At 62.7% G+C, this 16,928-nt stretch carries 12 protein-coding genes; 8 read left to right on the top strand and 4 right to left on the bottom strand.

Translation table 11 applies throughout. From position 1 onward, the window contains the following. Positions 1 to 117: 117 nt before the first annotated feature. Positions 118 to 1,035 carry a transcriptional regulator MetR gene (gene metR, locus FHW75_RS15975; RefSeq protein ID WP_019097212.1) on the top strand — a complete coding sequence of 306 codons (918 nt, stop codon included), beginning with the start codon at positions 118 to 120 and terminating at the stop codon, positions 1,033 to 1,035. On the opposite strand, the gene FHW75_RS15980 is transcribed toward metR, so the two are convergent. Next, positions 1,019 to 1,432, bottom strand: a complete 414-nt coding sequence (locus FHW75_RS15980; protein WP_019097213.1) for an NUDIX domain-containing protein — start codon at positions 1,430 to 1,432, stop codon at positions 1,019 to 1,021. The genes metR and FHW75_RS15980 overlap by 17 nt on opposite strands. A 240-nt stretch (positions 1,433 to 1,672) precedes the next feature. On the opposite strand from FHW75_RS15980, the gene FHW75_RS15985 reads away from it, so the two are divergent. Continuing rightward, positions 1,673 to 3,292, top strand: coding sequence for an FMN-binding glutamate synthase family protein (locus tag FHW75_RS15985; protein ID WP_019097214.1), 1,620 nt, complete (start codon positions 1,673 to 1,675; stop codon positions 3,290 to 3,292). A gap of 40 nt (positions 3,293 to 3,332) precedes the next feature. Here the strand turns inward: FHW75_RS15985 and FHW75_RS15990 are convergent, their stop codons facing one another. Further along, positions 3,333 to 4,751: an amino acid permease gene (locus tag FHW75_RS15990; protein ID WP_016713719.1), complete on the bottom strand. Its 1,419-nt coding sequence runs from the start codon at positions 4,749 to 4,751 to the stop codon at positions 3,333 to 3,335. Positions 4,752 to 5,143: 392 nt separating this feature from the next. On the opposite strand from FHW75_RS15990, the gene FHW75_RS15995 reads away from it, so the two are divergent. From FHW75_RS15995 to FHW75_RS16005, 3 genes are all read left to right on the top strand, one after another. Then, complete coding sequence (locus FHW75_RS15995) at positions 5,144 to 8,290, top strand: transglycosylase domain-containing protein (RefSeq protein ID WP_019097215.1); 3,147 nt, start codon at positions 5,144 to 5,146, stop codon at positions 8,288 to 8,290. 89 nt (positions 8,291 to 8,379) lie between these two features. Next, complete coding sequence (locus FHW75_RS16000) at positions 8,380 to 8,925, top strand: PadR family transcriptional regulator (RefSeq protein WP_183674075.1); 546 nt, start codon at positions 8,380 to 8,382, stop codon at positions 8,923 to 8,925. Then, positions 8,918 to 9,679, top strand: a complete 762-nt coding sequence (locus tag FHW75_RS16005) for a siderophore-interacting protein (RefSeq protein WP_027615413.1) — start codon at positions 8,918 to 8,920, stop codon at positions 9,677 to 9,679. The genes FHW75_RS16000 and FHW75_RS16005 overlap by 8 nt, the downstream gene beginning before the upstream one ends. Positions 9,680 to 9,737: 58 nt before the next feature. Here FHW75_RS16005 and FHW75_RS16010 read toward each other — a convergent pair whose 3' ends face one another. Continuing rightward, positions 9,738 to 10,373 carry a Pr6Pr family membrane protein gene (locus FHW75_RS16010; RefSeq protein ID WP_025754582.1) on the bottom strand — a complete coding sequence of 212 codons (636 nt, stop codon included), beginning with the start codon at positions 10,371 to 10,373 and terminating at the stop codon, positions 9,738 to 9,740. 1 nt (position 10,374) lies between these two features. Further along, entirely contained in the window at positions 10,375 to 10,596 is a 222-nt protein-coding gene (locus tag FHW75_RS16015) for a VF530 family DNA-binding protein (RefSeq protein WP_016713714.1), read from the bottom strand. Between the two features lie 164 nt (positions 10,597 to 10,760). Here FHW75_RS16015 and FHW75_RS16020 point away from each other — a divergent pair, with 164 nt between their 5' ends. From FHW75_RS16020 to FHW75_RS16030, 3 genes are all read left to right on the top strand, one after another. Continuing rightward, positions 10,761 to 12,809, top strand: a complete 2,049-nt coding sequence (locus FHW75_RS16020) for a TonB-dependent receptor (RefSeq protein WP_019097218.1) — start codon at positions 10,761 to 10,763, stop codon at positions 12,807 to 12,809. A gap of 217 nt (positions 12,810 to 13,026) precedes the next feature. Beyond that, positions 13,027 to 14,361 (top strand): carbohydrate porin, encoded by a 1,335-nt coding sequence (locus FHW75_RS16025; RefSeq protein ID WP_019097219.1) that lies wholly within the window; start codon positions 13,027 to 13,029, stop codon positions 14,359 to 14,361. A gap of 29 nt (positions 14,362 to 14,390) precedes the next feature. Beyond that, positions 14,391 to 16,802, top strand: coding sequence for a glucose/quinate/shikimate family membrane-bound PQQ-dependent dehydrogenase (locus FHW75_RS16030; RefSeq protein WP_016713711.1), 2,412 nt, complete (start codon positions 14,391 to 14,393; stop codon positions 16,800 to 16,802). Positions 16,803 to 16,928 lie beyond the last annotated feature (126 nt).

Genomic DNA, 16,928 nt, shown 5'->3' on the forward strand with positions numbered 1-16,928 from the left:
GACATTTTCATGACTCCCGCCAGGCGGTGCGGCTGAACGCCCAGTCGACAGGCACGGCAACATGAGAGAAACTCAACTCATTCCCTGCTTCTTCAATCCCACACACCGGAGTCAGCTGTGCTGGAGATCCGTCACCTGAAAACCCTTCATGCCCTGCGCGAAGCCGACAGCTTGGTGGAAGCCGCCGAGCGCCTGCACCTGACCCAGTCGGCGCTGTCGCATCAGTTCAAGGAGCTGGAAGAGCGCCTGGGCCTGCCCCTGTTCGTGCGCAAGACCAAGCCGATCCGCTTCACCAGTGCCGGGCTGCGCCTGCTGCAACTGGCCGATGCCACCCTGCCACTGCTGCGCGGCGCCGAGCGCGACATTGCGCGCCTGGCCGGTGGCACCGCCGGGCGCCTGCACATGGCCATCGAATGCCACAGCTGCTTCCAGTGGCTGATGCCGACCATCGACCAGTTCCGCGATGCTTGGCCGGAAGTGGAGCTGGACCTGGCCTCCGGCTTTGCCTTCGCCCCGCTGCCGGCACTGGCACGCGGCGACCTGGACCTGGTGGTGACTTCCGACCCGGTGGACCTGGCAGGTATCACGTATGTGCCGCTGTTCACGTACGAAGCGATGCTGGCCGTGGCCAACCAGCACGCGCTGGCCAGCAAGCCCTACATCGTGCCGCAAGACTTGCTCGACCAGACGCTGATCACCTACCCGGTGGAGCGCGACCGCCTGGACATCTTCACCCGCTTCCTGGAGCCGGCCGACATCGAGCCGGCTGCCGTGCGCACGTCGGAGCTGACGGTGATGATGATGCAACTGGTGGCCAGCGGCCGTGGGGTCTGCGGCATGCCGCACTGGGCACTGCACGAATACAGCTCGCGCGGCTATGTAAAGGGCAAGCGCCTGGGTGAAAAAGGCCTGTTCGCCACCCTATATGCTGCCGTGCGCACCGACATGCTCGATGCGCCGTACATGCGCGACTTCCTGTTGACCGCCAAAGATACCTCGTTCGCCACGCTCGACGGCGTCAGCGCGGTGCGCTGACTGCCTGGCGGTACAGCGGCAGTATCAGGTCGCGGGTCAAAGGCGCCAGCGGCAGGGCTGGTGCCTGATCGGCAGCCAGCCACACCACCTCTTCGATCTCCGCAGCCGGCGTTACCGGCGCGGCGCTGTCGACACGGAACAGTTCGGCTTGCACCTCGAAGCCTGGTTCGTTCGCGGCCGGGGCACTGAACCGGCCCAGGTGCACGGCCTGGTCCGCGTTGATGTTCAGCCCCAGCTCTTCATGCAGTTCACGCACCAGCGCCTGCACCGGTGATTCACCGGCATCGATCTTGCCACCTGGCTGCATGAAGGCCTCGGTGCCACGCTTGCGCACCAGCAAGGTACGGCCCTGGGGGTCGATCAGCAAGGCAGCGGCGATGCGGATGATGTTGGCCATGGGAGGGCTCGCTGGAAATAATGGCCGGGGAGGATCCCATGGGGATCATTGGCCTGACAAGGCCAGCGCACACAAGAAGACAGCTGCTGCCACAGGGCATGTGTTCCGGCTGTGGTCATACCCTCGATTCGAGAATGGTTTTCGCTACCCCGATTTTATTTTGCAGCGCCCCGCAACTTGGCTATGGTCGGGGTTTGCCCCCAGGCCCTGAGCCTGACCGCGCCATCGCAAGGACCCCGTATGAGCCTGTCACTTCTCAGTCGCTACGCCTTCTTCGCCGCCTGTGTGCTGTTCACCCTGGCGAGCCTGCCTTTCACCCACCACGAATGGCTGTGGCCGTTCACCCTGACCACTGGCATCCTCAGCCTGATCGGCATATTCGACCTGCTGCAGCAACGCCATGCGGTGCGCCGCAACTACCCGATCCTGGGCAACATCCGCTACCTGGTCGAAGCCATTCGCCCGGAAATCCGCCAGTACCTGCTGGAATCGGACAGCGACGCCTTGCCGTTCTCCCGTGCCCAGCGTTCGCTGGTGTATGCCCGGGCGAAGAACGAAGCCTCGGACAAGCCATTCGGCACCCTGATCGATGTGTACGAGTCCGGCTTCGAGTTCATCGGCCACTCCATGCGCCCGGCGCCGCTGGCCGACCCGTCCAGCTTCCGCGTCATTGTCGGCGGGCCGCAGTGCAGCCAGCCGTACTCGGCGTCGATTTTCAACATTTCGGCAATGAGCTTCGGCTCGCTCAGCGCCAACGCCATCCGCGCCCTCAACCAGGGTGCCAAGCTGGGTAATTTCCACCATGACACCGGAGAGGGCAGCATCAGTCCTTACCACCGCGAGCACGGTGGCGACCTGGTCTGGGAACTGGGCAGTGGCTACTTCGGTTGCCGCACGCCAGACGGGCGCTTCGACCCCGAACGCTTCGCCGCCCAGGCGCGCAGCCCGCAGGTTCGCATGATCGAGATCAAGATGAGCCAGGGCGCCAAACCCGGCCATGGCGGCATTCTGCCCAAACACAAGGTCACCCAGGAAATCGCCGAGACCCGTGGCGTGCTGATGGGTGAGGACTGCATCTCGCCGTCGCGCCACAGCGCTTTCTCTACGCCAATCGAGATGATGCAGTTCATCGCACAGCTGCGTGAATTGTCCGGTGGCAAACCCGTCGGTTTCAAATTCTGCCTTGGCCACCCTTGGGAGTTCATGGGCATTGCCAAAGCCATGCTGGAAACCGGCATCCTGCCCGACTTCATTGTTGTCGATGGCAAGGAAGGCGGCACCGGCGCGGCGCCGGTGGAATTCACCGACCATATCGGCGTGCCGCTACGCGAAGGGTTGCTGTTCGTGCACAACACCCTGGTGGGCCTTAACTTGCGCGACAAGATCAAGCTCGGGGCCAGCGGCAAGATTGTCAGCGCCTTCGACATCGCCAGCGTACTGGCGATTGGCGCTGACTGGGCAAACTCGGCACGCGGCTTCATGTTCGCCATCGGTTGTATTCAGTCGCAGAGCTGCCACACCAACAAGTGCCCGACCGGCGTGGCGACACAAGACCCACTACGCCAGCGTGCGCTGGTGGTGCCGGACAAGGCCCAGCGGGTATTGAACTTCCACCACAACACCCTGCGTGCCCTGGCTGAAATGCTCGCGGCGGCAGGCCTGGAGCACCCTGCGCAGCTGGAGGCCAAGCACCTGGTGCGGCGCATCTCGGCCACCGAGATCAAGCTGTTCTCGCAGATGCATGTGTTCTTGAAGCCAGGAGAGCTGCTGACGGGCGAGGTGAACGGGCAGTTCTATTCGCGCATGTGGCAACTGGCCCGGGCGGACAGTTTTGAACCGCACAGTGAAGTAGCTGCCTGAGAGAGCCCCGGGGCTGCTGCGCAGCCCCGGCTATTTCAGATCAGGACGCGGTATTTGCTACACCTTGAGCTTCTTTCGGCGCCAGGCGGAACGCGTAATACAACACCGTCAACAGCACCAGGAACGCCGGGCCGATGTACAGGGCCACACGGGTATCCTCGAAGTACGCCATCAAGCCAACCACCAGCACCAGGAACGCCAGCGCCAGGTAGGAGCTCAGCGGCCACAGCCACATACGGTACTTCAGTGCCTTGCGCTCGGCGGTGGTAAGGCCTGCGCGGAACTTGAGCTGTGCGAGCAGAATCATCACCCAGGTCCAGATCGCGCCGAAGGTAGCGATCGAGGTGACCCAGACAAAGACCTTTTCCGGCACCAGATAGTTGGCCAGTACACCCAGCAACAGCGCGCCGATCGACAGCAGCAGCGCATTGCGCGGTACCCCATTCTTCGAAGTACGGGCGAAGGCCGCCGGGGCCTGGCCGTTCTGCGCCAGGCTGTAGAGCATGCGCCCGGTGCTGAAGATGCCGCCGTTGCACGACGACAGTGCCGCTGTGATGACCACGAAGTTGATGATGCCGGCCGCAGTCTTGATACCGAGGCGCTCGAAGGTCATCACGAACGGGCTGCCCTGGCTGCCGATTTCGTTCCACGGGTAGATCGACAGGATCACGAACAACGCGCCCACGTAGAACAGCAGGATGCGCCAGAACACCGAGCCGATGGCCTGCGGGATGGTCTTTTGCGGGTTGCGTGCTTCACCGGCGGTCAGGCCGATCATTTCCACGCCCAGGTAAGCGAACATCACCATCTGCAGCGACATCAGCACGCCGGTCACGCCATTGGGCATGAAGCCACCGTTGCTCCACAGGTTGGAAATGCCCATAGCCACACCGTCATTGCCAAAACCAAAGGCGATGATGCCGATACCGCCCAGGACCATGGCGATGATGGTGACGATCTTGATCAGGGCGAACCAGAACTCGAATTCACCGAAAGCCTTCACCGCTACCAGGTTGACCGCGCCCATGCTGCCCAGCGCCGCCAGGGCCCAGATCCAGCGCGGTACGTCGGGGAACCAGATGCCCATGTAGATGGCCACTGCGGTAATTTCGGCAACGCAGGTCACCAGCCACAGGAACCAGTAGTTCCAACCGGTGAGGAAGCCCGCCAGAGGGCCGAGGTAGTCCTGGGCATAGCGGCTGAAGGAGCCGGCGACAGGGTTGTGCACGGCCATTTCACCAAGGGCGCGCATGATCACAAGGATGGCCAGGCCGCCGATGATGTAGGACAGCATGATCGCAGGGCCGGCCATTTCGATGGCCTTGGCCGAACCCAGGAAAAGACCGACACCGATACAGGCGCCCAGCGCCATCAGACGGATGTGCCGTTCGCCCAGTTCACGCTTGAGCGGGCCGCCTTCAGTGGCAGGGCCGTGGGCAGGGTGGTTGCCGACTGGCATAGCAATACAACCTCATTTTGTTATTGGATTTGACCTTCGTGCAGCACCGGCCATGCCGATAGGCGTGGCGTTGGCTTGCCAGACTGGCCTTGTGGGCCGGCCCGTATGCCGGAATAGAGCGCCCGGCAGGTCGAAGGGGGCGAGCAGTATAGGAAGAGCGTTGTAGGGGTTTTCACTGTATATGTGCAGAAATTTGGCGAGAACCCCGGGATCGCGTCACACTTATCACGATCGCCCGAGCACCATAGCAACATCCCGGTACGAAGAAACCCACACCAAAGCCGCATAGCCCTACCTCGCCTTTCTTCCCTTCCTACAAATTTTTCACCTCACCCGCTCAACGTCTAAGCTTCAGACAAGCAAGACGAAAATACCTGGCCGGATAGAAGACTATGGGCGCACTGTGGCAATCGGAACCAACCAGAACGGAAGCACCCGAGATACCTCCGGCCGAGACGCCACAACCCAAGTCACCCCGTCAGCGTCGGCTATGGTGGCGGCTGATCATCCTTATTCTGCTGGTGGCGCTGGTTGCCATCGGCTTTGCGGCGTATGACGAATTCCGCACGTCCGAGCTGCAATCGCGAGAATTCAGCAAACTGGCCGGCACGCTGACCTATTCGCTGCAGCCAGGCCCCAGCGATGCCATCGTGTACCCGGGTGAAGGGCCGTTCGACAAACGCCTGGGCTACAGCGCGATGGGCGAGTTCTTGCCACGCCTGCTCAAGCGCGACTACCTGATCAGCGAGCAGGTGAAGTTCTCGCCAGCGTTGATGAACTACGTCGAACACGGGCTGTTCGTGCCTTACATCGAGAAAATCCAGGCCGGCCTGTCGATCACCGACTGCCGTGGCGACACCCTGTACCAGTACAACTACCCGCAGCACCTGTACCCTGATTTTGCAGCGATCCCGCCGGTGATGGTCAACAGCCTGCTGTTCATCGAGAACCGCGACCTGCTCGACACCCAGGACCCGCGCAACAACCCGGCCGTGGACTGGCCACGCTTTGCCAAGGCAGCCTACAGCCAGGTGGCCAAGTACCTGGCCTTGCCCGGCCAGTCCGCTGGCGGCAGTACCTTGGCCACGCAGCTGGAAAAATACCGTCACTCCCCAGACGGCCTGACTGTCTCGGGGGCCGAGAAAATCCGCCAGATGATTTCTGCCAGCGTACGCGCCTACCAAGGTGGCCCTGACACGACTGAGGCTCGTCAGCGTATCGTGCGTGACTACCTCAACAGCGTGCCTCTCTCGGCTGTACCGGGGCATGGCGAAGTGCATGGCATGGCCGAAGGCCTGCGGGTGTGGTACGGCGCCGACTTCGACCAGGTCAACCAGGCCCTGACTTCCACGGCCAGCGACCCCGAGAGCATGGCCGCACGCGGCCTGGCCCTGCGCCAGGTACTGTCACTGATGATTGCCCAGCGCCGCCCCTCGCATTACCTGTCCAAGGGCCGCGTCGAGCTGGCAGAACTGACCGATTCGCACATCCGCGTGCTGGCCGCCAACAAGGTGATCGAGCAGCCCTTGGCCGACGCCGCGCTGGCCAGCAAGGCGGTGTACCGCGACTGGGTTGCGCAGCCGACCATCGTGCCGATTGTGACCAACAAGGGCATCAGCCTGGCACGCAACCGCCTGGCCGCCATGCTCAACCGCCCTTTGTACGACCTCGACCGCCTCGACCTGTCGGCCACCAGCACCTTGCAGGCGGATTTGCAGTTGCAAGTGAGCCAGTACCTGAAGAACCTTGCCGACCCCGAATTCGCGGCGCAGATCGGCCTGATCGGCGAGCGCCTGCTGACCAGCAAGACCACCGACCAGGTGAGCTACAGCTTTACCCTGTTCGAGCGCACCGGCGACGGCTCACGGGTGCGTGTGCAGACCGATAGCACCAACCAGCCTTTCGACATCAACGAAGGCAGCAAGCTGGAGCTGGGCTCGACCGCCAAGCTGCGGGTACTGACCACCTACCTGGAAATCATCGCGCAGCTGCACGACAAGTACGCGGGCAAACCCGCCGCCGAGTTGAAAAAGGTCGAAGTCGCCGAACTCGACCGCATTACCCAGTGGTCGCTGGAGTGGCTTGCACAAAACAGCAAGAACCAGAGCCTGGATGCCATGCTCGATGCGGCGCTGGAGCGCAAGTATTCCGCCAACACCGGTGAAGCCTTCTTCACCGGCGGCGGCATGCATGTGTTCAACAACTTCCGCAAGGAAGACAACAACCGCAACCCGACGCTCAAGGATGCCCTGCGCGAATCGATCAACCTGCCGTTCATCCGCCTGATGCGCGACCTGGTGCGCTACGTGACCTACCAGCAGCCGTACAACCGCGTGCCGCTGCTAAAGGACGACGCCGACCCGCGCCGCCAGGAATACCTGGCCCGCTTCGCCGACAAGGAAGGCACCAATTACCTGATGCGCTTCTGGAAGAAATACCAACGCAAGACCTCGCAGCAGCGCCTGGACACCTTCCTCGACAGCATGCGCGTGACGCCGCAGCGGCTGGCAGCGGTGCACCGCTACCTGTTCCCCGAAGCCGGCCAGGAAACCTTCAATGCTTTCGTCCGTGCCCATCTCAAGGGCGACAAGATTGCCTTGGGCAAGCTGACCGACGGTCGCCTGTCGGAAATGTACGATGCCTACGGCCCAGGCAAGTACGACCTGCCTGATCAAGGCTACATCGCCAAGGTCCACCCGCTCGACCTGTGGCTGCTCGGGTACTTGCTGAAGAACCCCAGCTCGACCCTGACCGAGATGGTCAACGCCAGCCGCTTCGAGCGCCAGGAGGTATACGGCTGGTTGTTCAAGAGTCGCCACCAAGGCGCCCGCGATAGCCGCATCCGCACCATGGTCGAGATCGAAGCCTTCCTCGACATCCACCAGCGCTGGAAGCGTGTGGGCTATCCATTCGACCATCTGGTGCCTTCGCTGGCCACTGCCATCGGCAGCTCGGGCGACCGCCCTGCTGCCCTTTCCGAACTGGTCGGTATCATCCAGAACGACGGCGTTCGCCTGCCAACCTTGCGTATCGATACCCTGCACTTTGCAGCCAACACACCTTACGAAACCAAGCTGATCACCGACCCTGACCGGGGCGTGCGGATTCTGCCGGTCGAAGTCGCGCGTGCCCTGAAAGGCGCCATGTCGCAAGTGGTAGACGCAGGTACTGCGCGGCGTATTTCCGGCAGCTTCAAGCTGCAGGACGGCACACCATTGGTGATGGGTGGCAAGACCGGTACCGGTGACAACCGCATCGAAAGCTTCGGCGCCGGCGGTCGGTTGATTGGCTCGCGCTCGCTGAACCGTACCGCCACCTTCGTGTTCTTCCTGGGCGACAACCACTTCGGCACCCTCACCGCCTTCGTCCCGGGGCGCTCGGCAGAGGCGTTCAAATTCACCTCGGCGCTGCCCGTGCAGGTGCTCAAGGGCATGGCCCCGATCCTCATGCCGTACCTGCAGCCGGGCAATCCAAACGAGTGCAAGCCGCCACAGGTTGCCGTGCACACACCAGCAGTAGGGGACGTATCGAATAAATAGATGATAATCATCTGCATTAACGGGCTTGTGTTTAGATATATCTTGAGTAATATCTTACGATATATCGCAAACGACGGAGCCCTGTCCCCATGCGCGAACACACCCCTCATGATCCCTTCGAACGGCGCCCCGGCCGTGGCGAGCGCGGCCCACGCGTCTTCGCCCCCGGTGACCTCAAGCTATTGATGCTCGACTTGCTGGCCGAACAGCCCGGCCACGGTTACGACCTGATCCGACAGATCGAAAAGCTGTTCGACGGCAGCTACAGCCCAAGCCCCGGGGTGATCTACCCCACGCTGAACTTCCTTGAAGAAGCCGAGCTGATCAGCGGCCAGATACAGGGCAGCAAACGCCTCTATGCCATCACTGATGCCGGCCGCCATGCGCTGGCCGAGCAAGCTGTCGCTCTGGACGGCATGCGTATGCGCATCGAAGTCAGCAAACGCGCCCTGCGCGGCCATGACCGCCCGCCAGAAATTCACGAAGCGGTCGGCAACCTGCGCCACGCACTGCACATGCACAGCGGCCGCTGGACACCGGAAGAAATCGAACGGGTTCGCGACCTGCTCAACCATACCGCCAAGGCCATTGCCTCCGGGCCGGCCGAACCTGTCTGGGAGACTCCCCATGAGTGACACCATCCACCGCGTCAACCATGAGATCCGCCAACGCCGCCTGCAGGTACTGCGGGTCACCGACCTTACCCCACGCATGCGCCGCATCACCCTGGGAGGTACCGAGCTGCAAGGCTTCACCAGCGTGGGCAGCGACGACCATATCAAGCTGCTGTTCGCCGAAACGCCAGAACAACATCAGGCTATCGAGGCCCGTAATCTGGGGCGTGACGGTGGTGCACGGCCCACCATGCGCGAGTACACACCACGGCGTATCGACCTGGTGGCCAATGAGCTGGATATCGACTTTGTATTGCACGGTGACGGCCCTGCCTCCACCTGGGCTGCGCAGGCCGCGCCGGGGCACACGCTGGATATCGCCGGGCCACGGGCGTCGATGGTGGTGCCGGACATGTTCGACAGCTATTTGCTGATTGGTGACGAAACGGCCATTCCGGCAATTGGCCGTCGGCTGGAAGAGTTGCCAGCGGGCCGCCAGGTGCTGGCGGTGATCCAGATCGAAGATGAGCAGGAGCGCCAGCCACTGCCGAGCAAGGCTCAAGTTGAAGTGATCTGGGTGCGCCGCCAGCAGGAAGATTTGCTGGCACTGGTGAAGAACCTGACCTTGCCGCAAGGCCGGTTGTATGGCTGGGTGGCGCTGGAAAAAGGCCTGACCCGCCAGGCCAAGGCGCTGCTGCTGGAGAAAGGCGTGCCGGAAGATGCGCTGAAGGCTGCGGCCTACTGGCGTGCCGACGGGACTGCGGACGACGAATAAACTGTCGTTTCCAGGCCCGGCCTCTTCGCGGGCAAGCCCGCGAAGAGGCCGGGACAGGCTAAGCAAACTTATGCTTCCCGCGCCACAGATCCAGCCCCAGCAAAACAAGACCAATCCCCCAGAACCCCGCCAGCACCCCCAAGGCATTGAGCATCACCTGCCCATACCCAAGGCTCGCCACATCGATGAACGGGTAGGCATACACGCCAATCTCGCTCCCCCGCCACAGCGCATAGGCAAAGTACACCACCGGGTATATCGCCCAGACCGCCAGGTGCCATAGCCGCAACGTGCCCTTGCGCACCTCGCACCACCAATACAAGGCATACAGCACGGGCATCACGTCGTGCAGCAGTTCATCCGCCAGCCACTGCCAACCCTGCGGTTGCCACAAGTGGCGCAGCAGCACGCTGTAGGCCAGTGCCACCAGCACGATACTGGCAGCGATCGCGGAACTCACCGAAGGAGACAGGAAAAAACACTTGGCACGCCCTTCCCGCCCAAACGCCGCATAACTGAGCACCGTCGCCACCAAGGTATTGCTCAGCACGGTGAAGTACCCGAACACGTTGATCAGGCCGCCAATCAGGCTGGCCTGTTCCTGCCAACGCGCCACCAGCACCAGGTACACCTGCACAGTCAGACCGAACCAGCCCAGTACAGCCATACCGGTCAGCCAAGGACGCTGTGGCATGTCAGGCCTGTCGCTGCATTTTCACATACAGCTGCTCGACCTTTTCCCGCGCCCACGGTGTCTTGCGCAAGAAGGTCAGGCTCGACTTGATGGTCGGGTTGCTCTTGAAGCAGCGCACATCGATGCGTTCGGCCAGGCCCTGCCATTGGTAGTGCGCCACCAGCTCGGTAAGGATCTGCTCAAGGGTCTTGCCGTGTAGCGCGTTGTGTTGGGCCGTGCTCATGCTGTGCTCCGTAGGAAAGATGCGCACCTTACACGAGTGTAGTGGTGGGTGGGATCAGTCGACTCGACAGAAAAACCGCTGGCAATGGGCAAAACCTCTGTGCTGAAATAGATATGTTATGTTGTAACATTACAAAAGCCTCTGCCAAGGAACGCCCCATCCCCATGCTGTACACACCGCTTCGCCTCTCCCCACTTGCCGTCGCGCTCTGGCTGGCGGCATCGCCCAGCCAGGCCGTGGAACTCGAACCCCAGGTCATCACCGCCAACCCGCTGGGCAATCGCCAGCTGGCCGCTCCCAGCACCGTGCTTGAAGGCGACAACCTGTTGCAGCAACAGCACGGCAGCCTCGGTGAAACCCTGAACAAACAGCCTGGTGTCGCCTCCACCTGGTTCGGACCGGGTGCCAGCCGCCCGGTGATTCGTGGCCTGGACGGCGACCGCATTCGTATCCTGCGCAATGGCGTCGGCGCGCTGGATGCCTCGTCGCTGTCCTACGACCATGCCGTACCGCTGGACCCGGTCACCGTCGACCGCGTCGAGATCGTCCGTGGCCCTGCCGCCCTGCTGTACGGCGGTAACGCCATCGGCGGTGTGGTCAACACCTTCGACAACCGCATCCCGGATGCGCCCATCGAGGGCATTCACGGTGCCGGTGAGCTGCGCTACGGCGGCGCCGACACCACCCGCAGCAGCGCCGGCAAGCTGGAGGCCGGTAACGGTGCCTTTGCCCTGCACCTGGATGCCAACAGTCGCCAGTTCAACGACCTGCGCATCCCCGGCTACGCCCGCAGCTCCAAGGTACGTGACGCTGACGAGCCCGGCAGCAAGCACCGCCTGGAAAACAGCGACGGTCGCCAGGATGGCGGTGCGGTCGGTGGCGCGTACCATTGGGATCACGGCTATGCTGGCCTGTCCTACAGCGGCTATGACAGCAACTACGGCTCGGTGGCCGAATCTGGCGTGCGCCTGGACATGAAGCAGGACCACTACGCCTTCGCCTCCGAACTACGCGACCTCGACGGCCTGTTCAGCTCGGTCAAGGTCGATGCCGGCTACACCGACTACAAACACAGGGAGATTGAAGAAGGCGAGGTGCACACCACCTTCAAGAACAAAGGCTACGAAGCGCGCATCGAAGCCCGCCACCAACCGCTCGGGCCGGTGGAAGGGGTGATTGGCGCCCAGGTCAGCCGCAACGAGTTCTCTGCCCTGGGCGAAGAAGCCTTTGTACCGCACACCGATACCGACAGCCTGGCGCTGTTCATGCTCGAACAGTGGCAGGCCACCGAGCGCCTGAACCTGAGCCTGGGTGCACGCATGGAGCATACCCGGGTAGACCCCGACGCCAAAGGCAACGAAAACTTCGTCGATGCCGACAGCGCGAGCAGCTTCAACGCCTTTAGCCTGTCGTCAGGTGCGGTGTACCAGCTTGACCCGATCTGGTCGCTGGCCGCCAACCTCGGCTACACCGAACGCGCTCCGACGTTCTACGAGCTGTATGCCAATGGCGCACATGTGGCCACTGGCGCCTTTGAAGTCGGCGATGCCAGCCTGAACAAGGAAAAGGCCATTTCTGCCGACTTGGCACTACGCTTCGACAATGGCACGCACAAGGGCAGTTTCGGGGTGTTCTACAGCCACTTCCGCAACTACATCGGATTGATCGGCACCGGCAACACCCGCGAAGGTGGGCATGACCACGACCACGACGAGGATGACCACGACCACGATCATGACCACGATGGCTTCCCGGAGTACCAGTACCAGGGTGTGCGTGCGCGCTTCTATGGCATCGAAGCCCAGGACCGCTGGCAACTGGCCGAGAACCGTTACGGCAGCTTCGCGCTGGAACTCTCCGGCGACTACACCCGAGCCAAGAACCTCGACAGTGGCGAGCCGCTGCCACGCATCGCCCCGCTGCGCCTGAACAGCGGGCTGGTCTGGGAACTGGACCGCTGGCAGGCACGGGTCGATGTGCAACACGCGGCATCGCAACACCGCAAGCCGGCCAACGAAACCAGCACCGAGGGCTACACCACACTGGGGGCAAGCGTTGGATACCGCTTCGAGGTTGGCCAGAGCCAGTGGCTGGCGTTTGTGCGCGGTGAAAACCTGACCGACCAGACTGTGCGTTATGCCAGCTCTATTCTGCGCGATATTGCCCCGGCCCCCGGGCGCAGTGTGGAAGTCGGCCTGCGTACTACCTTCTGAAATCGCGGGGGCGCTTTGCGCCCCCTACAGGCCATTGTTACCAGACAAACAATAATGCCCTGCGACATTTTGTCTTTTTTTCTTACAGCTTCCCCTATATCCTCCTCGCCCCAAGCTGAAACGCTTCATCGAAACCCTCTTGTCGCCATATCCATTGAAGGGCCCGCCCTTTGATGCGCTTGCCGTTTTTTCAATAATCAAAAGATAGCGCTATCTCATGTTTCAACTGCCCAAACCCTGTTACATCGGCCTTGCCCTCAGTGCCTTGGCGACCCACGCCAGCGCCAGCGAAATGTTCGCCAACGACTCCCCCTGGATGCTCGGCGACTGGGGCGGCACCCGCAGCGAATTGCTGGAAAAAGGCTACGACTTCACCCTCGGCTACACCGGCGAGATGGGCAGCAACCTGCACGGCGGCTACGACCACGACCGCACGGCGCGCTACAGCGACCAGTTCACCTTTGGCAGCCACCTCGACCTGGAAAAGATCCTGGGCTGGCATGACACCGAGTTCCAGCTGACCATCACCGAACGCCACGGCGACAACATCAGCAACGACCGCATCAACGACCCACGCGTCGGCGGCTTCACCTCGGCCCAGGAAGTCTGGGGCCGTGGCGAAACCTGGCGCCTGACCCAGATGTGGATCAAGCAGAAGTACTTCGACGGCGCGCTGGACGTGAAATTCGGCCGCTTCGGCGAAGGCGAGGACTTCAACAGCTTCCCCTGTGACTTCCAGAACTTGGCCTTCTGCGGCTCGCAGGTGGGCAACTGGGTGGGCGGCATCTGGTACAACTGGCCGGTCAGCCAGTGGGCCCTGCGCGTGCGCTACAACCTTACCCCCGAGCTTTACGCGCAGGTCGGCATCTTCGAGCAGAACCCTTCCAACCTTGAATCCGGCAACGGCTTCAAGCTCAGCGGCAGCGGCACCCAAGGCGCGGTAATGCCAGTCGAACTGGTATGGGCCCCACGTATCCAAGGCCTGAAAGGGGAATATCGCGCCGGCTACTACTACAGTAATGCCAAGGCACAAGATGTTCTCAAGGACAGCAACGGTCAGCCGGCAGCCCTCAGCGGCGCCGCCTACCGCAGCAGCTCGAGCAAGCACGGGATGTGGCTCGGCGCCCAGCAACAGGTGACCTCGCTGGCGTCAGACCAGTCACGTGGCCTGAGCTTGTTCGCCAACGCCACGGTGCACGACAAGAAGACCAATGCCATCGACAACTATGTGCAGGCAGGACTGGTATACAAAGGGCCTTTCGACGCCCGCGCCAAGGACGACATCGGTTTCGCCCTGGCCCGCGTGCACGTCAACCCTGCCTACCGCAAGAACGCCCGCCTGGCCAACCAGGCCGCCGGCGTCGACGACTACGACAACCCCGGCTTCCTGCCCGTGCAGGACACCGAATACAGCGCCGAGCTGTACTACGGCATTCATTTGGCCGACTGGCTCACGGTTCGCCCCAACCTGCAGTACATCCGCCACCCGGGCGGGGTATCGCAGGTTGATGGCGCCCTGGTCGGCGGCCTGAAGATCCAGAGCAGTTTCTAACCCCTTTTTGACCTGACGGAGAACCTACGATGAGCACTGAAAGTGCCAACAATGGAAGCCGCTGGCTACCGCGCCTGATGGGCGCGCTGCTGTTGCTGATGGGCCTGGCCCTGCTGGCCGGCGGCATCAAGCTGAGCCAGCTGGGTGGATCGCTTTACTACCTGATCGCCGGTATCGGTTTTGCCCTGTCGGGCATCCTGCTGCTGGCTCAGCGCCGTATCGCCCTGGGCCTGTATGGCCTGGTACTGCTGGCCAGCACCGTCTGGGCCCTGCTCGAAGTGGGCCTGGACTGGTGGCAACTGGTGCCACGCCTGGCCATCTGGTTCGCCATCGGCGTGGTGCTGCTGCTGCCATGGGCACGTCGCCCGCTGATCGGCCCGGCCAGCAAAGCCAACACCGCGCTGCTGAGCGTTGCCGTGGTCGCATCCGGCGCTTGCGCGGTCGCCAGCCAGTTCACCCACCCCGGTGAAGTGTTCGGCGAGCTGGGCCGCGAAAGCAGTGAAATGGCCAGTGCTGCCCCGGCCATGCCCGACGGCGAATGGCAGGCCTACGGCCGTACCGAACATGGCGACCGCTACTCGCCGCTGCGCCAGATCACCCCACAAAACGCCTACCGCCTGGAAGAAGCCTGGCGTATTCGTACCGGTGACTTGCCGACCGAAAACGACCCGGTGGAGCTGACCAACCAGAACACCCCGTTGAAGGTCAACGGCATGCTCTATGCCTGCACCGCGCACAGCCGCCTGCTGGCCCTGGACCCGGACACGGGTGCGGAAATCTGGCGCTACGACCCTCAGGTCAAAAGCCCGGTCGGCACCTTCAAGGGCTTTGCCCACATGACCTGCCGTGGCGTTTCGTACTATGACGAAAACCGCTACGTCAGCCGCGACGGCAGCCCGGCACCGAAAATCACTGACGCAGGCCAAGCCGTGGCCCAGGCCTGCCCGCGCCGCCTCTACCTGCCTACCGCAGATGCCCGCCTGATCGCCATCAACGCCGACAACGGCAAGGTGTGCGAAGGCTTCGCCAACCAGGGCGTGATCGACCTCACCACCGGCATCGGCCCGTTCACCGCCGGCGGCTACTACTCCACCTCGCCTGCTGCAGTCACCCGTGACCTGGTGATCATCGGCGGCCACGTGACCGACAACGAGTCGACCAACGAGCCGTCCGGCGTGATCCGTGCCTATGACGTGCACGATGGCCACCTGGTATGGAACTGGGACAGCAACAACCCGGACGACACCAAGCCATTGGCCCCGGGCAAGCTGTACAGCCGCAACTCGGCCAACATGTGGTCGATCGCCAGCGTCGATGAAGACCTTGGCATGATCTACCTGCCGCTGGGCAACCAGACCCCGGACCAGTGGGGCGCCGACCGCACACCAGGCGCAGAGAAGTACAGCGCCGGCGTGGTCGCGCTTGACCTGGCCACCGGCAAGGCCCGCTGGAACTACCAGTTCACCCACCATGACTTGTGGGACATGGACGTCGGCAGCCAGCCGACCCTGGTGCACCTGAAGACCGACGATGGCGTGAAACCGGCGATCATCGTGCCGACCAAGCAAGGCAGCCTGTATGTGCTCGACCGCCGCGACGGCACGCCGATCGTACCGATTCGCGAAATCCCTACCCCGCAAGGCGCGGTGAAGGGCGACCACACCTCGCCGACCCAGGCCCGCTCCGACCTCAACCTGCTTGGCCCTGAGCTGACCGAACAGGCCATGTGGGGCGCCACGCCGTTCGACCAGATGCTGTGCCGCATCCAGTTCCGCGAGCTGCGCTACGAAGGCCAGTACACCCCGCCGTCCGAGCAGGGCTCGCTGGTCTACCCAGGCAACGTCGGCGTATTCAACTGGGGCAGCGTGTCGGTTGACCCGGTGCGCCAGCTGCTGTTCACCTCGCCCAACTACATGGCCTTCGTATCGAAGATGGTCCCGCGTGAGCAGGTTGCCGAAGGCAGCAAACGCGAAAGCGAGACCAGCGGCGTGCAGCCGAATACCGGCGCACCGTACGCCGTGACCATGCACCCGTTCATGTCACCACTGGGTGTACCGTGCCAGGCTCCAGCCTGGGGTTACGTTGCCGCCATCGACCTGTTCACCAACAAGGTGGTGTGGAAGCACAAGAACGGTACCACCCGCGACAGCACCCCGGTCCCGATCGGCCTGCCGGTTGGCGTGCCGAGCATGGGCGGCTCGATCGTGACCGCTGGTGGCGTCGGCTTCCTCAGCGGCACCCTGGACCAGTACCTGCGCGCCTATGACGTGAACAACGGCAAGGAACTGTGGAAAGCCCGCCTGCCGGCAGGTGGCCAAGCCACGCCGATGAGCTACACCGGCAAGGATGGCAAGCAGTACGTGCTGGTGACCGCTGGCGGCCATGGCTCGCTGGGTACCAAAATGGGCGACTACATCATTGCTTACAAACTCGCGGAGTAACCTCCAGTTGCGGTGGTGACATCACTATCGCATTCGCGGGCAAGCCCGCTCCCACAGGTTCTGTGCTGCCCTCAAGGCAGGCACCGTATCTGTGGGGGCAGGCTTGCCCGCGAAGAGGCCGGTACA

The sequence above is a fragment of the Pseudomonas sp. OG7 genome (assembly GCF_014192825.1).
GTDB lineage: Bacteria > Pseudomonadota > Gammaproteobacteria > Pseudomonadales > Pseudomonadaceae > Aquipseudomonas > Aquipseudomonas monteilii.

Excerpts from the sequence above, each read along its gene's own strand:
- FHW75_RS15980 (WP_019097213.1), bottom strand. The coding sequence starts at position 1,432 with ATGGCCAACATCATCCGCATCGCCGCTGCCTTGCTGATCGACCCCCAG.
- FHW75_RS16030 (WP_016713711.1), top strand. The coding sequence starts at position 14,391 with ATGAGCACTGAAAGTGCCAACAATGGAAGCCGCTGGCTACCGCGCCTG.
- FHW75_RS16005 (WP_027615413.1), top strand. The coding sequence starts at position 8,918 with ATGAGTGACACCATCCACCGCGTCAACCATGAGATCCGCCAACGCCGC.
- FHW75_RS16025 (WP_019097219.1), top strand. The coding sequence starts at position 13,027 with ATGTTTCAACTGCCCAAACCCTGTTACATCGGCCTTGCCCTCAGTGCC.
- FHW75_RS16020 (WP_019097218.1), top strand. The coding sequence starts at position 10,761 with ATGCTGTACACACCGCTTCGCCTCTCCCCACTTGCCGTCGCGCTCTGG.
- FHW75_RS15985 (WP_019097214.1), top strand. The coding sequence starts at position 1,673 with ATGAGCCTGTCACTTCTCAGTCGCTACGCCTTCTTCGCCGCCTGTGTG.
- FHW75_RS15995 (WP_019097215.1), top strand. The coding sequence starts at position 5,144 with ATGGGCGCACTGTGGCAATCGGAACCAACCAGAACGGAAGCACCCGAG.
- FHW75_RS16010 (WP_025754582.1), bottom strand. The coding sequence starts at position 10,373 with ATGCCACAGCGTCCTTGGCTGACCGGTATGGCTGTACTGGGCTGGTTC.
- FHW75_RS15990 (WP_016713719.1), bottom strand. The coding sequence starts at position 4,751 with ATGCCAGTCGGCAACCACCCTGCCCACGGCCCTGCCACTGAAGGCGGC.
- FHW75_RS16000 (WP_183674075.1), top strand. The coding sequence starts at position 8,380 with ATGCGCGAACACACCCCTCATGATCCCTTCGAACGGCGCCCCGGCCGT.
- FHW75_RS16015 (WP_016713714.1), bottom strand. The coding sequence starts at position 10,596 with ATGAGCACGGCCCAACACAACGCGCTACACGGCAAGACCCTTGAGCAG.